The following is a 16,082-nucleotide window of genomic DNA, read 5'->3' as shown; positions in this document are numbered from 1 at the left end:
GGGGCGCCGCCCCCCCCGGGGCCCGCCCCCCCCCCCGCCGCGGGGGGGGGGTTTGGGCCCCGGCCCGCCACCCCCGCCGCGAACTCCCCGGCCAGGTGGTGCATGTGCCGCTCGCCGAGGGCGTACAGCACGGCGTCCTTGTCGGGGAAGTACTGGTACAGCGACCCGATCGACACCCCCGCCCGTTCGGCGATCTTGTTGGTGGTGGTGCCGGCGTAGCCGAGACGCCCGAAAAGCTGAGCCGCCGCGTCCAGGATCGCCTCGACGGTCTCCCGGGAACGCAGCTGGCGCGGCCTTTTGCGCGGCGTGGAGATGGGGCCTCCGAATGCGAGTTGCCAGACACTGAATATTGCTCACATTCTAGGGGCATGTTCACCTTCACCGTGGATCCCCAGGCCGTCCTCGACGAGCGCGCCCGTCAGTTCACCGCGCTGGGCGTCCCCGCCGGCGCGGTCGCCCGGGCCAGGGACCGGATCGGCGAGATGTGGGGCGACGGCGAGGACGGCTGGGGCCCGGTCTGGGCCGCCGAGGCCGAGCGGGCCGGTCGTGAGCGCGGACCCCTGGCCGAATCGCTGTGCTGGGGCGCCGCCCGCTTCCCCTGCCTGGCCACCGAGGCCCGCCGCGACGCCCACCGGCGGCAGCTGGAGCGGTATCTGGACGCGGCCCCCCGGTTCCGCGCCCGCTTCCGCCGCCGGATCCTGCACGTCCCCCACCCCGGGGACGGGACGGGCAACGCCACGACGCCGGTGCCCGCGCACCTGTTCCGCCGACCGTTCGGCCGCCCGCGCGGCGTGCTGATCCTGTCCGGCGGCGTCGACACCTGGAAGATGGACCTGCACCGCCTGGCCGTGACGACCGCGCTGGCCACCGGGTTCATCGTGGCCGCGATCGACATGCCCGGCACCGGGGAGTCCGAGCTGGTGCTGACGCCCGGCGCCGACCGCGTCCTGGCCGCCCTCGCCGGTGAGCTGCGCCGCGAGTACGGGCTGCCGACCGGGTTCCTCGGCCTCAGCTTCGGCGGGCACTGGGCGGCCAAGCTCGCGCTGCTCGGCGAGGTCGACGCCGCCGTCGACCTCGGCGGCCCCACCGGCGCCGCGGCGACACCGGTGGACGTGCTCAACCTGCCCTACGGCATGACCGGCATCCTCGGGAACGCCCTCGGCCTCGACGCTCCGCCCGGCCCCGGCCGGGCCGCCGAGCTTCTGGACGCCTTCTCCCTGCGCGGCCAGGGGCTCCTGGACCCCGGCCGCGCCGGGCGCGCGGCGCCGCTGCTGGCCGTCAACGGCGCCCGCGACCAGTACATCCCGCCCGGCGACACCACGGGCCTGGCCGGACGGCCGGGCACGGCCGTGTGGCTGGTGGCGGGCGCCACGCACTGCGCGCCCGAGCGGTTCCGCGTCCTGATGCCCGCCATCTGGGGCTGGCTGGCGGCCCGCCTGTCCCCCGGCCCCGCCGCCCGCGCCGCCGAAAGGGCGCTGCGGCTCCCGCTGACCCGGCTCATCGCCGGCGGGCCGGCCGCATGAGAACGGGGCGCCCCGGGAAGGTCCCGGGACGCCCCGCAGTGGCGGCGGACGCTCAGACGTTGACGCCGAAGTCGGAGGCGATGCCCGACAGGCCCGAGGCGTACCCCTGGCCCACCGCGCGGAACTTCCACTCCGCGCCGTTGCGGTACAGCTCGCCGAACACCATCGCGGTCTCGGTCGAGGCGTCCTCCGACAGGTCGTAGCGTGCGATCTCGCTGTTGTCGGCCTGGTTCACCACCCGGATGAAGGCGTTGCGGACCTGCCCGAAGCTCTGCTGCCGGCCGTCGGCGTCGTAGATCGACACCGGGAACACGATCTTGGCGACGTCGGCCGGGACGGTCGACAGGCTCACCTTGATCTGCTCGTCGTCGCCCTCGCCCTCACCGGTGAGGTTGTCACCGGTGTGCTCGACCGACCCGTCCGGGCTCTTGAGGTTGTTGAAGAACACGAAGTGCTGGTCCGACAGCACCTTGTTCTCCGCCGAGCACACCAGGGCGCTGGCGTCGAGGTCGAAGTCGGTGCCGGTCGTGGTCCGCACGTCCCAGCCCAGACCAACCACGACGGCGGTCAGTCCGGGGGCCTCCTTGGTCAGCGAGACGTTGCCGCCCTTGCTCAGACTGACTCCCACTGTGTCTACCTCCGTATCGGCCTCTGCGGGTGCGAATCACCCGCGCGCGTTTCGTCTGTCTTACGAGAACGGTAGCCACCTCACGCGGGTTCCCCCGCCTCCTTGGCAAATTCACGGCGTGGCGTGCTGATTTTCCCCGGCGCCGCGGTCCTCACCCGCCGCCGAGGAACGCGGCGGGCGCGCCGATCGCGGCTGGCAGCCCGAACGCGGCGGCCAGTTCCGCGGCGCGCGGCGCCAGCTCGTCGCACGCCGCCCGCCGCGCCGCCCACAGCTCGTCGAGCATCCCGGGCGGCACGACCCCCTCGTTCAGCAGGTCGGCGGCGCGGCGGTCCAGCCGGTTCAGGGCGTGCAGGCGCAGCACGGGCCGCAGCGCCGGCGGCCCCGCGTCCAGGGCCGAGACGCAGATCTCCAGGACGATCCGGTCGGCGCAGGCCGCCGCGGTCCGCGCGGCCAGCACCAGGTTGGCGTTCCACGCGGTGAACGCGTCCTCGCCCGAACCGCGGGCGTCCCGCACCCGCGCGGCGAGCCGGTCGCGCATCCGGCGCTCGGCGTCGCGGGCCAGGAACAGCCACACCCGCGGGGATTCCAGGTCGCCGCCGTCGGGCGGCCCGGCCCCCGGCTCGGGCGGGGCGTAGCGGTCCAGTTCGGCCATCGCGCGGGCGGTGTCGTAGAGGATCAGCTCGTTGTCGCCGCCGGCGCTGGTGTAGGCGTGCGCCAGGCCCCGGTAGGCGTTGAGGCGCTCGGCGGCGGCGAACCCGGGCGCGCCGCTGTGCACCCGGCACGCCGACACCGTCTCCTGCGCCTGCGCGGTCGCGGCGGCCTTCAGCAGCGCCAGGTCGCGGTCGACCGCCGACCACGGCGCCCACGCGGTGTCGGGCCCCCCGTCCCCGGCGGCGGGCTCGGCGGAGGTGCGGCGGGACTGGACGTGCGCGGCGACGGCGGTGAGCGCGTACCCGGACGCCAGCGCGCCCAGCACCGCCTCCTGCTGGTTGCGGTAGTCGGTCAGCGGGCGGCGCGGGGCCAGCCGGCCGAGCGTGGCGCGTCCCGCCGAGTGCGCCAGCAGCGTCCCCGCCGACGCCCGCGTGATCGCCGCCGACGCGGAGATGACGGCGCGCCACACCGCCGGGGCGATGCCCATCGACCGCGTCAGCCGCGCCGCCGGCGACCCGGCCGGGTCGTGGAAGGCCCCGCCGGGCTCGATGCGGGCGCCGTCGCGCAGCCACGCCTCGTAGGGCACGGCCAGATCGTCCAGCAGCACGGCCGCGTAGTCGACCTGCAGGCCCGTCGTCTCGGGCGCCGCGACGATCCGTACGCCGGGCGGGACGGCGCCGTCGGCTCCGCGCAGCGGCACCACGAACACGAACACGCCGTGCTCGCGGCCGCCGTGGACGAGGGTGGCGTAGACGGCGGCGGTCTTGGGGACGCGGGGGTGGGCGGTGTTGGTGGGGAACTTGGCGGCGTGGGCGTCCGGCGTGGTGAGCACGAACCCGCCGGTGGACGGGTCGTGGCGGGCGACGGTGCGCGGCGACAGGTGGCTGTTGCTGCGCCCCACCTCGGTCATCAGCAGCGTCCCGAACGAGGTCATCGACTCCAGGTCGTCGCGCGCCGCGCGGGGGCCCTCCTGCCCGGCGCCGAACCGCAGGATCGGGCCGAGCGCCAGGGTGTAGTGCAGCAGCATCACGTGGAACAGGGCCGGGTCGGCGATCGCGGCGCGTTCCAGCAGCGCGCACAGCGCCGGCGGGTCGTCCAGCAGGTCGGGCGCGGGCGGCGCGGCCAGGCCCGCCCGCCGCAGCCTCTCGTAGGTGAGCTCTTGGCGGTCGCGGGCGGTGAGCCCGTCGGGGTAGGCGAAGAACTCGTCGGGGACGGCGCCGTCCAGCCGCGCCCGCGTCTTGGCGTCCAGGGACGTGCACCGCACGAAGCCGAGCAGGCCCGCGTCGGGGACGGCGCCGGCGGGGGCGCCGCCGGCGGGGGCGCCGCCGGCGGGGGAGTCCATGCCGGTGAAGGTGTTCATCGCGGTTCCTCCGTCAGGCTCGGGGGCGGGCGGCGGTCACGGGCGCGCTGGGGCGCGGGCCGGGCGGGTGGTCGCGCAGGGGCGTCAGGGTGCGCGCGCCCGGCAGCGTCAGCCGGGCGCACTGGCACAGCGCGTTCCCGGCGCCGGCCTCGGTGAACACCGTCGCGCCCGCCTCGCGCACCGCCCGCAGCGTCTGCGGGAGCCGCACCGGCTTGACGATGCAGTCGGCCAGCGCGCGGTGCAGGTCGTCGCCGTCGCGGTAGGCGCGGCCCCGCACGGGCGAGTGCACCGGCAGCTCCATCGGCCGCTGGGGGAACCGGCGGATCATCGTGTACCACTCGTCGTCGGCGCCGGCCATCGCGGGATGGTGCGACAGGTAGGGGACGGCGAGCCGCACGGTCCGCACCCCCTTGCCGCGTGCGGCGTCCAGGACCTGCTCCAGGGGCCCGTCGGGGCCGGCCACAACCGTCACCGACGGCGCGTTCAGGCACGCCACCACGACCTGGGGGGCGGCGGCGGCCTCGATGCAGGCGCGTGCGCCGTCCTCGCCGGCCTCCAGCAGGGCCAGTCCGCCGCCGCGGCCGCGCCGCGTCAGCACCCCGACGAGGCTGACGGCCATGCGGGCGCCGTCGGCGATCGCGAACGCGCCCGCGCTGACCAGCGCGGCGATCTCCCCGAAGCTCTGCCCGACCACGTGGCCGGGGTGCACGCCGGCGGTGCGCAGGACCCGGTCGACGGCGACCGAGGCGGCGTATCCGGTGAGCTGGGCGACGCCGGGCGCGCGGGCCGCCGCGCGGTAGGCGCCGGGGTCCTCCAGCAGGATCGTGCGCAGGGACGGCCACCCGGTGCGCGGCAGGCCCTCCTGGACGGCGTCCAGGACGTCGGCGACGGCGCGCGCGGCGGCCCGTCCGGTGCGGGCGAGCGCGGGCAGGTCGGGGACCCCCGCGGCGCCGGTACCGGCGAAAAGGAACGCGCACACGTCGTCGGGCTTGAGCTCCTCGGCCGGATGAAGATGAGAGAACGACACGCGGGGGTCTCCTTACCTCGAAGGAAGGCTCTCTTTTCTTTTTGGATAAAGGCCGCTTTATTTATAGTTATGGAACATAAACCCTGAAATGGGATTATTCGCTCATGGGATCCGTCTGGCAACCGTCAGTGGCACGAGCACCGCACGAACTCCCCTCACACGGCGTCCACTCCCAGGGCATCCATCCGCACGTGGTCCACCCGCACCGGGTCCATCCGCACGGGGGGCTTCGGGGATGGGCGATCCGCGGAACCGGCGCGTACCTTCCCGCCCGGCGGGTGCACAGCGAGGAACTGTCCCGGTCGATGGGGCTGGATCCGTCCTGGATCGAGGAGCGCACCGGCATCCGCCACCGGCACGTCGCCGGGCCCGGGCAGGCCGCCTCGGACCTGGCCGCGGCCGCCGCCGGGCGCGCGCTGCGGGAGGCGGGACTGGACGCCGGCGACATCGGCCTGATCGTCCTCGGCACCTCGACCCCCGACGAGCTGGGGCCCTCCACCGCCTGCCGGGTGCAGGCGCTGCTGGGCGCGCGCCGCGCCGCCGCGTTCGACGTCTCCGCCGCCTGCACCGGGTTCGTGTTCGGGCTGCAGGCCGCGGTCGGCTGGCTCGCCGGACGCCCCGAGCCCGCGCCGCACGCGCTGGTCATCGGCGTCGAGGTGTACTCGCGCTTCGTCAACCCCGCCGACCGGGCCACCGCCGCGCTGTTCGGGGACGGCGCCGCGGCCGCGGTGATCGGGCCCGTCGCGGCGCCGTACGGGATCGGCCCGGTCACGCTCGGGTCGGACGGCTCCCGCGCCGGGGACGTGCTCATCCCCGCCGGAGGCAGCCGCTCCCCCGCCGGCGCCGGCACCGTCGCCGGGCTCGGCCACACCATCCACATGGACGCCCGGGCCGTGCGCGGCTTCATCGCCGACGTCTTCCCGCGGATGGTGGCCGAGGCCGCCGAGGACGCCGGCATCAAACCCGCCGACCTGGCGCTGGTCGTCCCGCACCAGCCCAACCCGCGGCTGGTCGCCTCGCTGGCCGGCGAGGCCGGCCTCGACCCGGCGCAGCTGGCGATCACCGGGCAGGACGTCGGCAACATCGGCGCCGCCAGCCTCCCCTACGCCCTGGACCGGGCCGTGCGCGAGAACCGGATCGCGGCCGGCGACCTGGTCCTGCTCGCCGGGTTCGGCGCGGGCGTGACCTGGGGGCACACCCTCATCGTCTGGCCGCCCGACTGACCCCCGTCCCCGGGCGCCCGCCCCGGCTCCGTGAAACGGCGGACGACCCGGGCCGGGTGGCCTCGGGTCGTCCGCCGTTCGCGGTGCGGGCGGCGTCACCGCCCGGTGCGGCCCCGCAGGGAGCGCAGCACCCGGCGGGACTCGGCGCGGCGGTCCCGGACGACCGCGGCGAGCACGACGGCGTACGCGGCGGGCAGCAGCGCCCACGCGGGCTCCAGCACCAGGATCTGGGTGAGGGCCGCGCCGCCCATCAGGCCGATCAGGCCGGCCGCGGCGAGCCCGGCCAGCCGCGGGACCACCAGCGCGACCGCGCCGGCGGCCTCGACGGCGCCGGTCACGTACCGGAACCACTGGCCCCAGCCGATCTCGTTGAAGGTCTCGACCGCGTCGGCCTGCCCGGCGAACTTCGGCAGCGCCGAGGCGAAGAACAGGAACGCGGCGATGAAGACCTGCGCGCCCCACAGCACCTTGCGCACGCGGCGGCGGCTCCCGGCGGGGACGTTGCCGGTGGTGGCGTGGTGGGCGGCGGCGTGGTGGGTGGTGGGGATCTGGGTGGCGGTCATGGCGGTGGTCCTTCCGTGCGTGTGTCTCATCGGCCTTTCACTGACGCGTCGCACGGGCGCCCGCCGGATCGACATCCCCCCGGGATTTTCTTCGAGATTTTTCTGCGGCGGTATCGGCGCAGGTGAGAGGCGTCCGCCGGGCCGCCGTCACCACGGGGACACGATGAGGGCCTGCACGGCGAGGGCGGTCGCGGCCTGCGCCGCCAGCCAGGCCCGCGACGGAGGCCGGTGCAGGGCGGCGGCGGTGAGCAGCCAGGCGGCGAACGGCACCCAGATCCGCTCGACCTCGCCGCGGGTCACGCCGGAGACGTCCAGGGCGAGCACGCCGACCAGCGCCGCCGCCGCCAGCGCCGCCACCGCGGCGGGCGGGGACGCGGACCTCGCCCGGACCGCGTCCCGCAGCGCGCCCAGCGCGCGGGGCAGCGCGTGCGCGACCGCCGGGCCGGTCAGCAGGCCCAGCACGGCGAGGTTGGCCAAGGCGAAGTAGGCGTAGGAGCGCTGCGCCGACCCGCGGCTGACCAGGTAGGTCTCCAACGTGGCGCGGACGCCGTCGGGCCACCAGAACCCCAGCAGCGTGAACACCGCCGGCGCCACCACCAGCCCCGCGCCCAGTGCGGCGAGCACGCGCGGCCCGGGACGGGTCAGCACCAGCACCGCCAGCGGCACCGCGAACAGCGGGAGCAGCCCGTAGCTCAGATACGGCAGGCAGCCGAGCAGCAGCCCGCCCGCCCAGCCGGCGGCCAGCGCCCGCACGCCGGCCCGGCGGGCCGCCATGGCCGCCAGTGCCGTCCCCCACGCGCCCACGGCCAGGAAGAACGCGTCCATGGCGGTCGCGATCCACAGCGCCGCCGGCGCCAGCGCCAGGAACGGCACCGCCGCCCGCGCCATGGCCTCGCCCGCCGCGCACCGCACCGTCACAACGATCGCCGCCACCGCGGACGTGCCCGCCGCGATGATGAACGCCGCCGCCCAGCCGGTGCCGCCCAGCCCGGCCGCCTCCAGCGCCCACAGCACCAGCGTCGGCAGCGGCGGATGGCCCCGCACGTGCGTGGTGTAGCCGCCCAGGCGCTCGGTGAAGGTCTGCAGCCACAGCAGCGGGTCGGGCCGCACCTGCGCCAGGCCCGCCGGGTACTCGGTGGGGGCCTCCAGCGGGGCGGCGAGCGCGTCCCAGCCGCCGGTGGCCGCCAGCGCCACCGCCCACGCCGCGGCGACCGTCCACGCGGCGGGCGGCAGCGCCCGCCACGGCAGCCGCGCCGCCAGCACCGGCAGCGCCGCCACGGCGGCGGCCGCGACCGCCGCCGCGGGCAGCAGCTCCCAGGCCGGCGGCCGCCCCCGCGCCCGCGCATGCAGCGGGGGCAGCCGGTCTTCGGTCGCCAGGCCGGCGCGCCGCAGGTACCAGCCCACCGCGAACGCCGCCGCGATCCCGGCCGCCCACGCCGCGACCGCGATCCACCCGGGCCGCGCCCGCCGCGCTGCGCGCTTCCCGCCCGCCTGGGGCTGCCTGCGGACGCCGGTGGCGGTCACGTCCGCCCCCGGTCCGCGGGCCGCGACCGCCCTTGGCGGCGGGCGGCGATCGCGCGGGCGGCGATCGCGGCCGCGGCGGCCACGGTGATCGCCGCCAGCACGATGGCGAGGTTGCGGTCGTAGGGCAGCGGCAGGCGGGACGGCTCGTCGGCGCGGCGGCCGCGGCCCAGGACGAGCGGCAGCGCGACGGCTGTCGTGCACGCCGCCGTGATCAGCGCCGCGTGCACGACGCGCCGGGAGGCGGCGGGCAGCCGGCGGGTCGCGAGCCCGGCCGCGAGCACGACCGGGACCAGGACGCCGTCGTGCAGGATCGCGGCGCCCGCGAACCACGCCAGCCACGCGGCGGCGTCGAGATCGGTGACGACGCCGCGCACGCCCACGGCGATGAGCGCCAGGCCCGCCGCGGTCACCAGGATCCTCACTCGACCACCACCCGGTGCACCCATTTGGTCTGCATGACGCCGGGGCGGTTCGGGGCGATCAGACGGCACGGATACCCGTGGTCGAGGTGGAGGGGCTCGCCGTTGAGGCCGAGGGCCAGCAGGGTGAGCGGGTCGCGCCAGTGCGGCGGGGCGACCTGCGAGGTGCGGTAGATCCCGCCGCGCTGCAGCGACTCGATCCGCACCCGCGCGCCGGCGGGGGCGCCCGCCATGGCCAGCAGGTCCCGCAGCCGGACGCCCCGCCAGGCGCCGTCGGCGCTCCAGCCCTCCACGCACGCGATCGGGAGCCGCGCGGTGTGCTGCGGGAGGGCGCGCAGGTCGTCCAGCGAGAGGGTGAGTTCGCGGGCGACGCGGCCGGTGACGGTGAGCCGCCAGCCGGGGTCGCGGGCCGGGGCCGTCACCCCGGCGGCGGCCGCGGACCTGTTGACCGGCAGGCCCTGCGGCCCGGTGCCGGGGCGGCGCGGGGCCAGCACCGCCAGCCGTGCCAGCGGCGTGAACGCCTCCCCCGCCGTCGTCGCCGCGATCACGCCGCCCGCGCCGGCGACGGTGAGCAGGAACGCGCGGCGCCCCACCGCGTCCTGCGGGCGGGTCATCACGGTGCGGCGCGCCTTGGGCCACTGGTCGGCGGCGTGGACCAGCAGCGCGCCGATGACGATGTAGGCGGTCCAGTAGTGGGCGGTGGTGAACAGGAACGGGAAGGCGTACCAGTAGGCGATGTTCAGCACCCCGGTGACGAACTGGAACAGGGCCCCGCCGACCAGCGCGAAGACCGCCAGCCGCCGCAGGCCGTGCGCGGCCGAGCGGACGGGCGGCCACTGCCACAGCTTCGGGTAGACCGTCCACAGCTTGGCCAGCAGCAGCGGCACCGTCGCCAGCCCGCCGATGACGTGCACGCCCTGGCTGACCCGGTACAGGTTCACCGGACGCGAGGGCCACTGCGCCCACGCGGGCGGATGCTGCATGAAGTGGCTGATCAGCCCGGTCGCGAACGCCGACAGGAAGCTGACGCCCAGGGCCATGCCCAGCCATGCCGCGACCCGCTCGTCGTGCAGGCGGCTGCTGAACCGCGCCGGCAGGGACGTCAGGACCGCCGGGGGCCGGGGTCTCACGAGCGCAGGGCGACGAACCACCGGTCGGCCTCCTCCCAGAGTTCGGTCACCGTGGCGGCGCACGCGGCGGCCAGCCCGGCGGCGGCGTCGGCCGACACGTGCGCCCAGGTGAACCATTCGCCGACCGAGCGGCCCGACCGCAGCCGAAGCGGCTCGGTCCGGGACCCGGCGCCGGGCGGCTCGACCTCCATCAGGACCTTCCCGCCGGGCGCCGGCAGCGCCAGGACGCGGCGCAGCAGCGCGGCGGGGTCGCCGCCGATGCCGATGTTGCCGTCGGCGAGCAGCACGGTCCGCCAGCGGCCGGCGCCGGGGACGCGGCCGAACACGTCCCGGCACAGGGCGGGCCCGCCCGCGGCGACCGTCAGCGCGACCGCGGCGGGGGCCAGGTCGATGCCCAGCACCGGCAGGCCGCGCCGGGCCAGCTCCACGGTGAGCCGCCCCGGCCCGGACCCGACGTCGAGGGTGGCGCCCTCGCAGCGGGCCAGCAGCCCGCCGTCCCCGGCGCGGGGCGCCAGCCAGTCCTGGACGGGAAGGGGGCGGCGTCGGCCGTCGGCGTGCTCGATCTCCACCGGGCCGCTGCCGCGCAGCGCCTCCTCGTACAGTTCGCCGATCACGCCGCGGCCGCCCTGCCGCCCAGGGCCCGCACGGCGGCCGCGAACCGGCCGCCCGGAGCGCGGGCGGCGACGGCCCGGGCGTCGGCCGGGGTGTCGACGTCGGTGAGGCGCGGCAGGAACCCGGTGTCCAGCCGGGCGGCGCGCAGCCGCGCCAGCAGCACCGCGCCGGTGTAGGACCGCGACATCGGGACGCCGCGCAGCAGCCGCGCGTCGGGGCGCCGCAGCCCCAGCAGCCAGAACCCGCCGTCGCGGGCGGGGCCGACCACCGCGTCGTGCCGGGCCAGGCCGCGCCGGGCCCGTTCCAGCAGCGCGGGCGTGACCTGCGGGGTGTCCATCCCGATCAGCACGAGGGGGCGGCCGGCGAAGGCGTCGTCGAAGGCGTGGGCGAGGCGTTCGTCCAGGCCGCCTCCGCGCTGGGCGATCACGGTGAAGCCGCCGGGCAGCCACGGGCCGGGCGTGCCGTCCAGCGCGAGGGTGCGGCGTCCGGCCGGGGCCGCGGCGACGGCGGCGAGGGTGTCGTGCAGGGACGCCTCGGCCAGCGCGGCGGCCTCGGCGGGCGTGTACGCGGGCGTCAGCCGCGTCTTGACCCGTCCGGGGACGGGTTCCTTGGCGATGACGATCAGGTCGGCAAGCGGCGCCTGGCCCGCAGTGCCGTCCGCCGGGCCGTCCGCCGGGCCGTCCGCCGGGCCGTTCGCGGGGGTGTTCACGGGGCGACCTCCGTCAGGACGCGGCGCATGTCGCGGACGGCGCGGACCGTCCCGCCGAGCGTCCCGGTCACCTTCGACTCGCCGGTGCGGGGCAGGTAGGCGACGTCGACCTCCCCGATCCGCCATCCGGCGCGGGACGCGCGCAGCACCATCTCCAGCGGGTAGCCGAACCGGCGGTCGGCCAGCCCGAGCGCGAGGAGTCCCTCGCGGCGGGCGGCGCGCATCGGCCCCAGGTCGCGCAGCCGGGTCCCGGCGCGCCGGTTCAGCGACCGGGCAAGGACGGCGTTGCCGAGCCGCGCGTGCGGCGGCCACGCGCCGCGCCCGGACGGCCGCCGCCGTCCCAGTACAAGACCCGGCCGCCCCGGGGCCTCCAGCCCGTGGAGGGCGGCGACGAGCCGGGGCAGTTCGGCCGGGTCGAGGGAGGCGTCGGCGTCCATCACGCACACCACGTCGGTGGCGGCGGCCAGCAGGCCCTCGTGGCAGGCGGCGCCGAACCCGCGGTCGGGCGCCGCGACGACGCGGGCGCCGTGGGCGGCGGCGACGCGGGCGGAGCCGTCGGTGGAGGCGTTGTCGACCACCAGCGGACGGAAGCCCTCGGGCATCCGGGTCAGCACCCAGGGCAGCGCTTGGGCCTCGTCGAGGCACGGGAGAACCACATCGATCACGTTGGCGACGCTACTTTCGGTGACGGGCGGACGACCCTTACGAACTGGTGACGGGCCGGCGGGCGAACTCGGCCATCCCGTCGGCGAACGCGACCGACGGGGAGAACCCCAGCTCGCGGCGGGCGCGGTCGGGGCGGGCGACGATGTGGCGGACGTCCCCGAGCCGGTAGCCGCCGGTGACGCGCGGGGCGGGCCCGCCGAACGCGGCGGCGAGCGCGCCCGCCATGTCGCCGATGGTGCGGGGCTCGCCGCTGGCGATGTTGTAGGCGCGCAGCCCGCCGGGTTCGGGCGGCCCGGCCGCCAGGCGTTCCAGCGCCAGCACGTTGGCGCGGGCGACGTCGCGGACGTGCACGAAGTCGCGGCGCTGCGCGCCGTCCTCGAACACCAGCGGCGCCCGCCCGTCCGCCAGCCGCGACCGGAAGATCGCCGCGACCCCGGCGTAGGGGGTGTCGCGCGGCATCCGCGGCCCGTACACGTTGTGGTAGCGCAGCGCGGCGGCCGAGCCGCCCGTCGCCCGCGCCCACGAGGCGGCCAGGTGCTCCTGGGCGAGTTTGGTGTCGGCGTAGACGTTGCGGGGGTCGGGCGGGGTGTCCTCGCCGACGGCGCCGGGGGTGAGCGGCCGCCCGCAGGACGGGCAGGCGGGCTCGAACCGTCCCGCGCGCAGCGCCTCCTCCGCGCGCGGCCCGGGACGCACGGCGCCGTGCCGGCCGCAGGTGTAGGCGCCCTCCCCGTACACCACCATCGAGGAGGCCAGGACGAGGGCGCCGACGCCGGCGCGGGCCATCTCGGCCAGCAGCACGGCGGTGCCCTGCACGTTGACGGAGGTGTAGCCGGGCAGGTCGGACACGTCCACGCCGAGGCCGACCTTGGCGGCCTGGTGGCAGACGGCGTCCACACCGCCGAGCCGCCCGGCCACCGCGGCGGCGTCGCGGACGTCGGCGGGGACGCCGGCCGGACCGCCGGCGGGGCCGCCGGGCCGGGTGTCCAGGCCGCGGACGCGGTGCCCGGCGGCGGCCAGGGCCTCGGCGATGTGCGAGCCGATGAAGCCGGCCGACCCGGTGAGCAGTACGTTCATGCAATCGAACGTAGGACGCGCCGGCCGCCCGGACGTGCGTGAACGGCCCCGGCGGGCCACCTTGTTCGAACCTCGTAAGATCTTCAGCCCCGGGGGGCGACGAGCGGGGCGAGCAGCCCGGCGGCCTTGTCCACGTCGGCCTCGGTGGTGGTCAGGTGGAACGCGCAGCGCAGCCGTCCGGCCCGGACCGCGGCGATCACCCCGCCGGCGCGCAGCACGTCGGCGGCGCCGTCGGGGACGGCCACCGGCACGATCGCCGAGTCGCCGGGCGGCAGGCCCAGCGCCGCCCGGAAGCGGCGCGCCAGCCCCACGTCGTGGTCGTGGATCGCCCGGACGCCGACCCGGCCGAGCAGTTCCAGGGCGGGGGCGTGCCCGGCCCAGCACTGCCAGGCCGGGGACAGGTCGAGCCGGCGCGCGTCCGGCGCCAGGCGCAGCGGCAGCCCGTAGACCGAGTCCCAGACGTCGTCGCCCGCGTACCAGCCGGCGCCGATGGCGGGCAGCGCGTCCAGGGCCTCGCCGGTGCCGGTCAGGAAGCAGGTGCCGCGGGGGCCGAGCAGCCACTTGTAGCCGCCGCACACCAGCCAGTCGACGTCGCCGGCGGGCAGCGGCAGCCATCCGGCGGCCTGGGTGGCGTCCAGCAGGATCCGGGCGCCGTGCGCGCGGGCGGCGGCGATCAGGTCATCGATGGGGGCGATGCGGCCGTCGGCGGACTGCACGGCCGACACCGCGACCAGGTCGGTGCCGCCGTCGACCTCCTCGGCGATCCGCTCCAGCGGGACGGACCGGACGGTCAGCCCCGCCCGGGCGGCGAACGGCCACAGCAGCGAGGTGAAGTCGCCGTCGGCGGCCAGGACCGTGGACCCGGCGGGCAGCGACGCCGCGACCAGTCCGACGAAGTAGGACACCTGCGGCCCGCACGCGACCCGCGCGGCCGGCACCCCGAGCAGCCGCGCGAACGCCTCGCGGGAGCGGGTCACCGCCTCGTCCAGCGCCCCGGTGGTCATCAGCCCGGCGGCGCGGTCGCGTTCGGCGGCGAGCATCGCCTCGTGCGCCGCGCGGGGCGGCAGCCCGTAGGTGGCGGTGTTGAGGTAGGCGACGCCGGCGGTGAACTCGCGCTGCGCTTCGGAGATCGAGAGGGTCTGCTCGGTCGGTGGGCTCATGGACCGATCGTCGTCCATCACCCACCCATAGGGCAAAGTACGGTTTTCTGGGCGGCCCATCAGTGTGATTGATATCTTGCGGTCATGCTCGACCTGCACCGGGGACGGATCCTGCGCGAGGCGGCGCGGCTCGGGTCGATGACCGCCGCCGCCCGCGCCCTGGCCTACACCCAGCCCGCCGTGTCGCACCACATCGCCCGGCTGGAGGCCGAGGCCGGCACCCCGCTGGTGATCCGGCACGGCCGCGGCGTCCGGCTGACCGAGGCCGGCCGGATCCTGGTCGGGCACGTCGAGGACGTCCTGGCCCGGATGGCCGACGCCGAGGAGCAGATCGCCGCGATCGCCGGGCTGCGCGCCGGGCGGGTGCGGATCGCGGTGTTCCCCACCGCCGCCGGCGGGCTGCTGCCCGACGCCCTGGCCGGGCTGCGGGCCCGCGCGCCGGGCGTGTCGGTGACGCTGCTGGACGCCGAGCCGCCCGAGGCGCTGGCGGCGCTGCGCGCGGGCGAGACCGACATCGCGGTGGTGTTCCGCTACGCCTACATGCCGCCCGACACCGACTCCCGCTTCCGCGAGATCCCGCTGTGCGAGGACCCGCTCCGCCTCCTGGTCCCGGCGGCGCACCCGCTGGCCTCCGCGAAGCGGCCCCGGCTGGCCGACCTGGCCGGGGAGACGTGGGCGTCGGGCTGCTCGCGGTGCCGCGACCACCTGCGGTGGGCGTGCGAGAAGGCCGGCTTCACCCCCGACATCGCCTTCGCCACCGAGGACCACGTCGCGATCCAGCGGCTCGTCGCCCGCGGCCTGGCCGTCACGACGCTGCCGGAGATGGCGCTGGGCCTGCATACCGAACCGGGCGTCGCCCGCCCCGCCGTCCCCGGGGTCGGCGGGCGCCGCGTCACCGCGCTGGTCCCGGCGGGCCCGCGGCCGCCCGCGGTGGCGGCGCTGCTGGACGAGCTCACCGCCGTCGCCGCGGCCCCGCGCGGCCGCGCGCCAGCGCAGCTAGGACAGGTACCGGTGCAGGTCGGTGAGGCGCCCGGCGGCGGCCACGACGGCCTCGGCCAGGACGGGCAGCCGGTCGTCGCCGAAGCGGACGGACGGGCCCTGTAGCGCGACGGCCGCGAAGACGCGCCCGTTCCCGTCGCGGACCGGCGCGGCGACCGCGCGCACACCCGCCAGCCGCTCCTCGTCGTTGACCGAGTAGCCCCGGCCGCGGACGCGGTCCAGATCGGCGTCCAGCTCCTTGCGGGTGGTGAGGGTCGCGGGCGTGTAGCGGCGGAACGGCTCGTCCACCGCGACCAGGCCGTCGCCGAAGGCCATCAGCGTCTTGCCCATCGCGCACGCGTGGATCGGGTTGCGGTCGCCCGGCGGCTGGTCGTAGCGCAGCGGATGGGTGGAGGGCAGGTGCAGCATCACCGCGACCTCGTCGCCGGCGCGGACGCCGAGGCTGACGGCCTCGCCCGTCCCGTCCCGCAGCGCGGTCAGCTCCGGCTGCAGCAGGGTCGCACCCATCCGCTCCAGCGCCAGCCGGCCCAGGATCGCGGTGGTCGGGCCCAGGAAGTACCGCTCGGTCGCCGGGTCCTGCCCCAGCATCCCGGTGGCGTGCAGGGCGTGGACGATGCGGTGCGCGGTGCTGACCGACAGCCCGAGCCGGTGCGCGATCTCGGTGGGCGTCTGCCGGGCGGCGTCCTCGAACGAGCGGAGCACCGCGACCGACCGGTCCACCGTCTGCGTGCCGGGTTTGGGGTGCTCCGGCCGGGGCGGGAACGGGCCTTCCGGACGCTCGCTCATCCGGCCACCGGCCGGCCGGGAACGTTCT

Annotated in this window: 17 protein-coding genes; 3 read left to right on the top strand and 14 right to left on the bottom strand. The window is 77.1% G+C overall.

What is annotated here, in order from left to right:
• Positions 1 to 254: helix-turn-helix domain-containing protein (locus AB0C35_RS44285; RefSeq protein ID WP_358470089.1), on the bottom strand; the 254-nt coding region annotated here is incomplete at its 3' end.
• Positions 255 to 368: 114 nt separating this feature from the next.
• On the opposite strand from AB0C35_RS44285, the gene AB0C35_RS44280 reads away from it, so the two are divergent.
• On the top strand, positions 369 to 1,523 hold the full coding sequence (locus tag AB0C35_RS44280) for an alpha/beta hydrolase (protein WP_358470086.1): 1,155 nt from the start codon (positions 369 to 371) through the stop codon (positions 1,521 to 1,523).
• Between the two features lie 52 nt (positions 1,524 to 1,575).
• Here AB0C35_RS44280 and AB0C35_RS44275 read toward each other — a convergent pair whose 3' ends face one another.
• The 3 genes from AB0C35_RS44275 to AB0C35_RS44265 form a co-directional block, all read right to left on the bottom strand.
• Positions 1,576 to 2,151, bottom strand: a complete 576-nt coding sequence (locus tag AB0C35_RS44275; protein ID WP_358470083.1) for a TerD family protein — start codon at positions 2,149 to 2,151, stop codon at positions 1,576 to 1,578.
• A gap of 151 nt (positions 2,152 to 2,302) precedes the next feature.
• Positions 2,303 to 4,162, bottom strand: coding sequence for an acyl-CoA dehydrogenase (locus AB0C35_RS44270; protein WP_358470080.1), 1,860 nt, complete (start codon positions 4,160 to 4,162; stop codon positions 2,303 to 2,305).
• Positions 4,163 to 4,175: 13 nt separating this feature from the next.
• Positions 4,176 to 5,189: an acyltransferase domain-containing protein gene (locus AB0C35_RS44265; protein ID WP_358470077.1), complete on the bottom strand. Its 1,014-nt coding sequence runs from the start codon at positions 5,187 to 5,189 to the stop codon at positions 4,176 to 4,178.
• Positions 5,190 to 5,317: 128 nt separating this feature from the next.
• Here AB0C35_RS44265 and AB0C35_RS44260 point away from each other — a divergent pair, with 128 nt between their 5' ends.
• Entirely contained in the window at positions 5,318 to 6,412 is a 1,095-nt protein-coding gene (locus tag AB0C35_RS44260; RefSeq protein ID WP_358470074.1) for a ketoacyl-ACP synthase III, read from the top strand.
• A gap of 95 nt (positions 6,413 to 6,507) precedes the next feature.
• On the opposite strand, the gene AB0C35_RS44255 is transcribed toward AB0C35_RS44260, so the two are convergent.
• From AB0C35_RS44255 to AB0C35_RS44215, 9 genes are all read right to left on the bottom strand, one after another.
• Entirely contained in the window at positions 6,508 to 6,975 is a 468-nt protein-coding gene (locus tag AB0C35_RS44255; protein WP_358470071.1) for a DoxX family protein, read from the bottom strand.
• A 147-nt stretch (positions 6,976 to 7,122) separates the two neighbouring features.
• Entirely contained in the window at positions 7,123 to 8,499 is a 1,377-nt protein-coding gene (locus tag AB0C35_RS44250) for a hypothetical protein (RefSeq protein ID WP_358470068.1), read from the bottom strand.
• Positions 8,496 to 8,921, bottom strand: a complete 426-nt coding sequence (locus tag AB0C35_RS44245; RefSeq protein WP_358470065.1) for a hypothetical protein — start codon at positions 8,919 to 8,921, stop codon at positions 8,496 to 8,498. The genes AB0C35_RS44250 and AB0C35_RS44245 overlap by 4 nt, the downstream gene beginning before the upstream one ends.
• Positions 8,918 to 10,048: a molybdopterin-dependent oxidoreductase gene (locus AB0C35_RS44240; RefSeq protein WP_358470062.1), complete on the bottom strand. Its 1,131-nt coding sequence runs from the start codon at positions 10,046 to 10,048 to the stop codon at positions 8,918 to 8,920. Before AB0C35_RS44240 ends, AB0C35_RS44245 begins: the two co-directional genes overlap by 4 nt.
• Positions 10,045 to 10,662: a class I SAM-dependent methyltransferase gene (locus tag AB0C35_RS44235; RefSeq protein ID WP_358470059.1), complete on the bottom strand. Its 618-nt coding sequence runs from the start codon at positions 10,660 to 10,662 to the stop codon at positions 10,045 to 10,047. The genes AB0C35_RS44240 and AB0C35_RS44235 overlap by 4 nt, the downstream gene beginning before the upstream one ends.
• Entirely contained in the window at positions 10,659 to 11,369 is a 711-nt protein-coding gene (locus tag AB0C35_RS44230; protein WP_358470056.1) for a TIGR04282 family arsenosugar biosynthesis glycosyltransferase, read from the bottom strand. The genes AB0C35_RS44235 and AB0C35_RS44230 overlap by 4 nt, the downstream gene beginning before the upstream one ends.
• Positions 11,366 to 12,034: a glycosyltransferase family 2 protein gene (locus AB0C35_RS44225; protein ID WP_358470053.1), complete on the bottom strand. Its 669-nt coding sequence runs from the start codon at positions 12,032 to 12,034 to the stop codon at positions 11,366 to 11,368. The genes AB0C35_RS44230 and AB0C35_RS44225 overlap by 4 nt, the downstream gene beginning before the upstream one ends.
• Before the next feature lie 37 nt (positions 12,035 to 12,071).
• Positions 12,072 to 13,109: an NAD-dependent epimerase/dehydratase family protein gene (locus AB0C35_RS44220; RefSeq protein ID WP_358470050.1), complete on the bottom strand. Its 1,038-nt coding sequence runs from the start codon at positions 13,107 to 13,109 to the stop codon at positions 12,072 to 12,074.
• A gap of 83 nt (positions 13,110 to 13,192) precedes the next feature.
• Positions 13,193 to 14,269, bottom strand: coding sequence for an aminotransferase class V-fold PLP-dependent enzyme (locus AB0C35_RS44215; protein ID WP_358470047.1), 1,077 nt, complete (start codon positions 14,267 to 14,269; stop codon positions 13,193 to 13,195).
• 84 nt (positions 14,270 to 14,353) lie between these two features.
• On the opposite strand from AB0C35_RS44215, the gene AB0C35_RS44210 reads away from it, so the two are divergent.
• On the top strand, positions 14,354 to 15,373 hold the full coding sequence (locus AB0C35_RS44210) for a LysR family transcriptional regulator (RefSeq protein ID WP_358470044.1): 1,020 nt from the start codon (positions 14,354 to 14,356) through the stop codon (positions 15,371 to 15,373).
• On the opposite strand, the gene AB0C35_RS44205 is transcribed toward AB0C35_RS44210, so the two are convergent.
• Positions 15,266 to 16,054 (bottom strand): IclR family transcriptional regulator, encoded by a 789-nt coding sequence (locus AB0C35_RS44205; protein ID WP_358470041.1) that lies wholly within the window; start codon positions 16,052 to 16,054, stop codon positions 15,266 to 15,268. The two genes, AB0C35_RS44210 and AB0C35_RS44205, sit on opposite strands and share 108 nt — an antisense overlap.
• Positions 16,055 to 16,082 lie beyond the last annotated feature (28 nt).

Origin of the sequence: Spirillospora sp. NPDC048819 (genome assembly GCF_040650055.1) — a bacterium.
Lineage (GTDB): Bacteria > Actinomycetota > Actinomycetes > Streptosporangiales > Streptosporangiaceae > Spirillospora.
This window is presented reverse-complemented; position numbering and strand designations above follow the sequence as displayed.

What these genes read in the sequence shown, in the direction of transcription:
- AB0C35_RS44280 (WP_358470086.1), top strand. Translation starts at nt 369, where the DNA reads ATGTTCACCTTCACCGTGGATCCCCAGGCCGTCCTCGACGAGCGCGCC.
- AB0C35_RS44270 (WP_358470080.1), bottom strand. Translation starts at nt 4,162, where the DNA reads ATGAACACCTTCACCGGCATGGACTCCCCCGCCGGCGGCGCCCCCGCC.
- AB0C35_RS44255 (WP_358470071.1), bottom strand. Translation starts at nt 6,975, where the DNA reads ATGACCGCCACCCAGATCCCCACCACCCACCACGCCGCCGCCCACCAC.
- AB0C35_RS44220 (WP_358470050.1), bottom strand. Translation starts at nt 13,109, where the DNA reads ATGAACGTACTGCTCACCGGGTCGGCCGGCTTCATCGGCTCGCACATC.
- AB0C35_RS44215 (WP_358470047.1), bottom strand. Translation starts at nt 14,269, where the DNA reads ATGAGCCCACCGACCGAGCAGACCCTCTCGATCTCCGAAGCGCAGCGC.
- AB0C35_RS44210 (WP_358470044.1), top strand. Translation starts at nt 14,354, where the DNA reads ATGCTCGACCTGCACCGGGGACGGATCCTGCGCGAGGCGGCGCGGCTC.
- AB0C35_RS44205 (WP_358470041.1), bottom strand. Translation starts at nt 16,054, where the DNA reads ATGAGCGAGCGTCCGGAAGGCCCGTTCCCGCCCCGGCCGGAGCACCCC.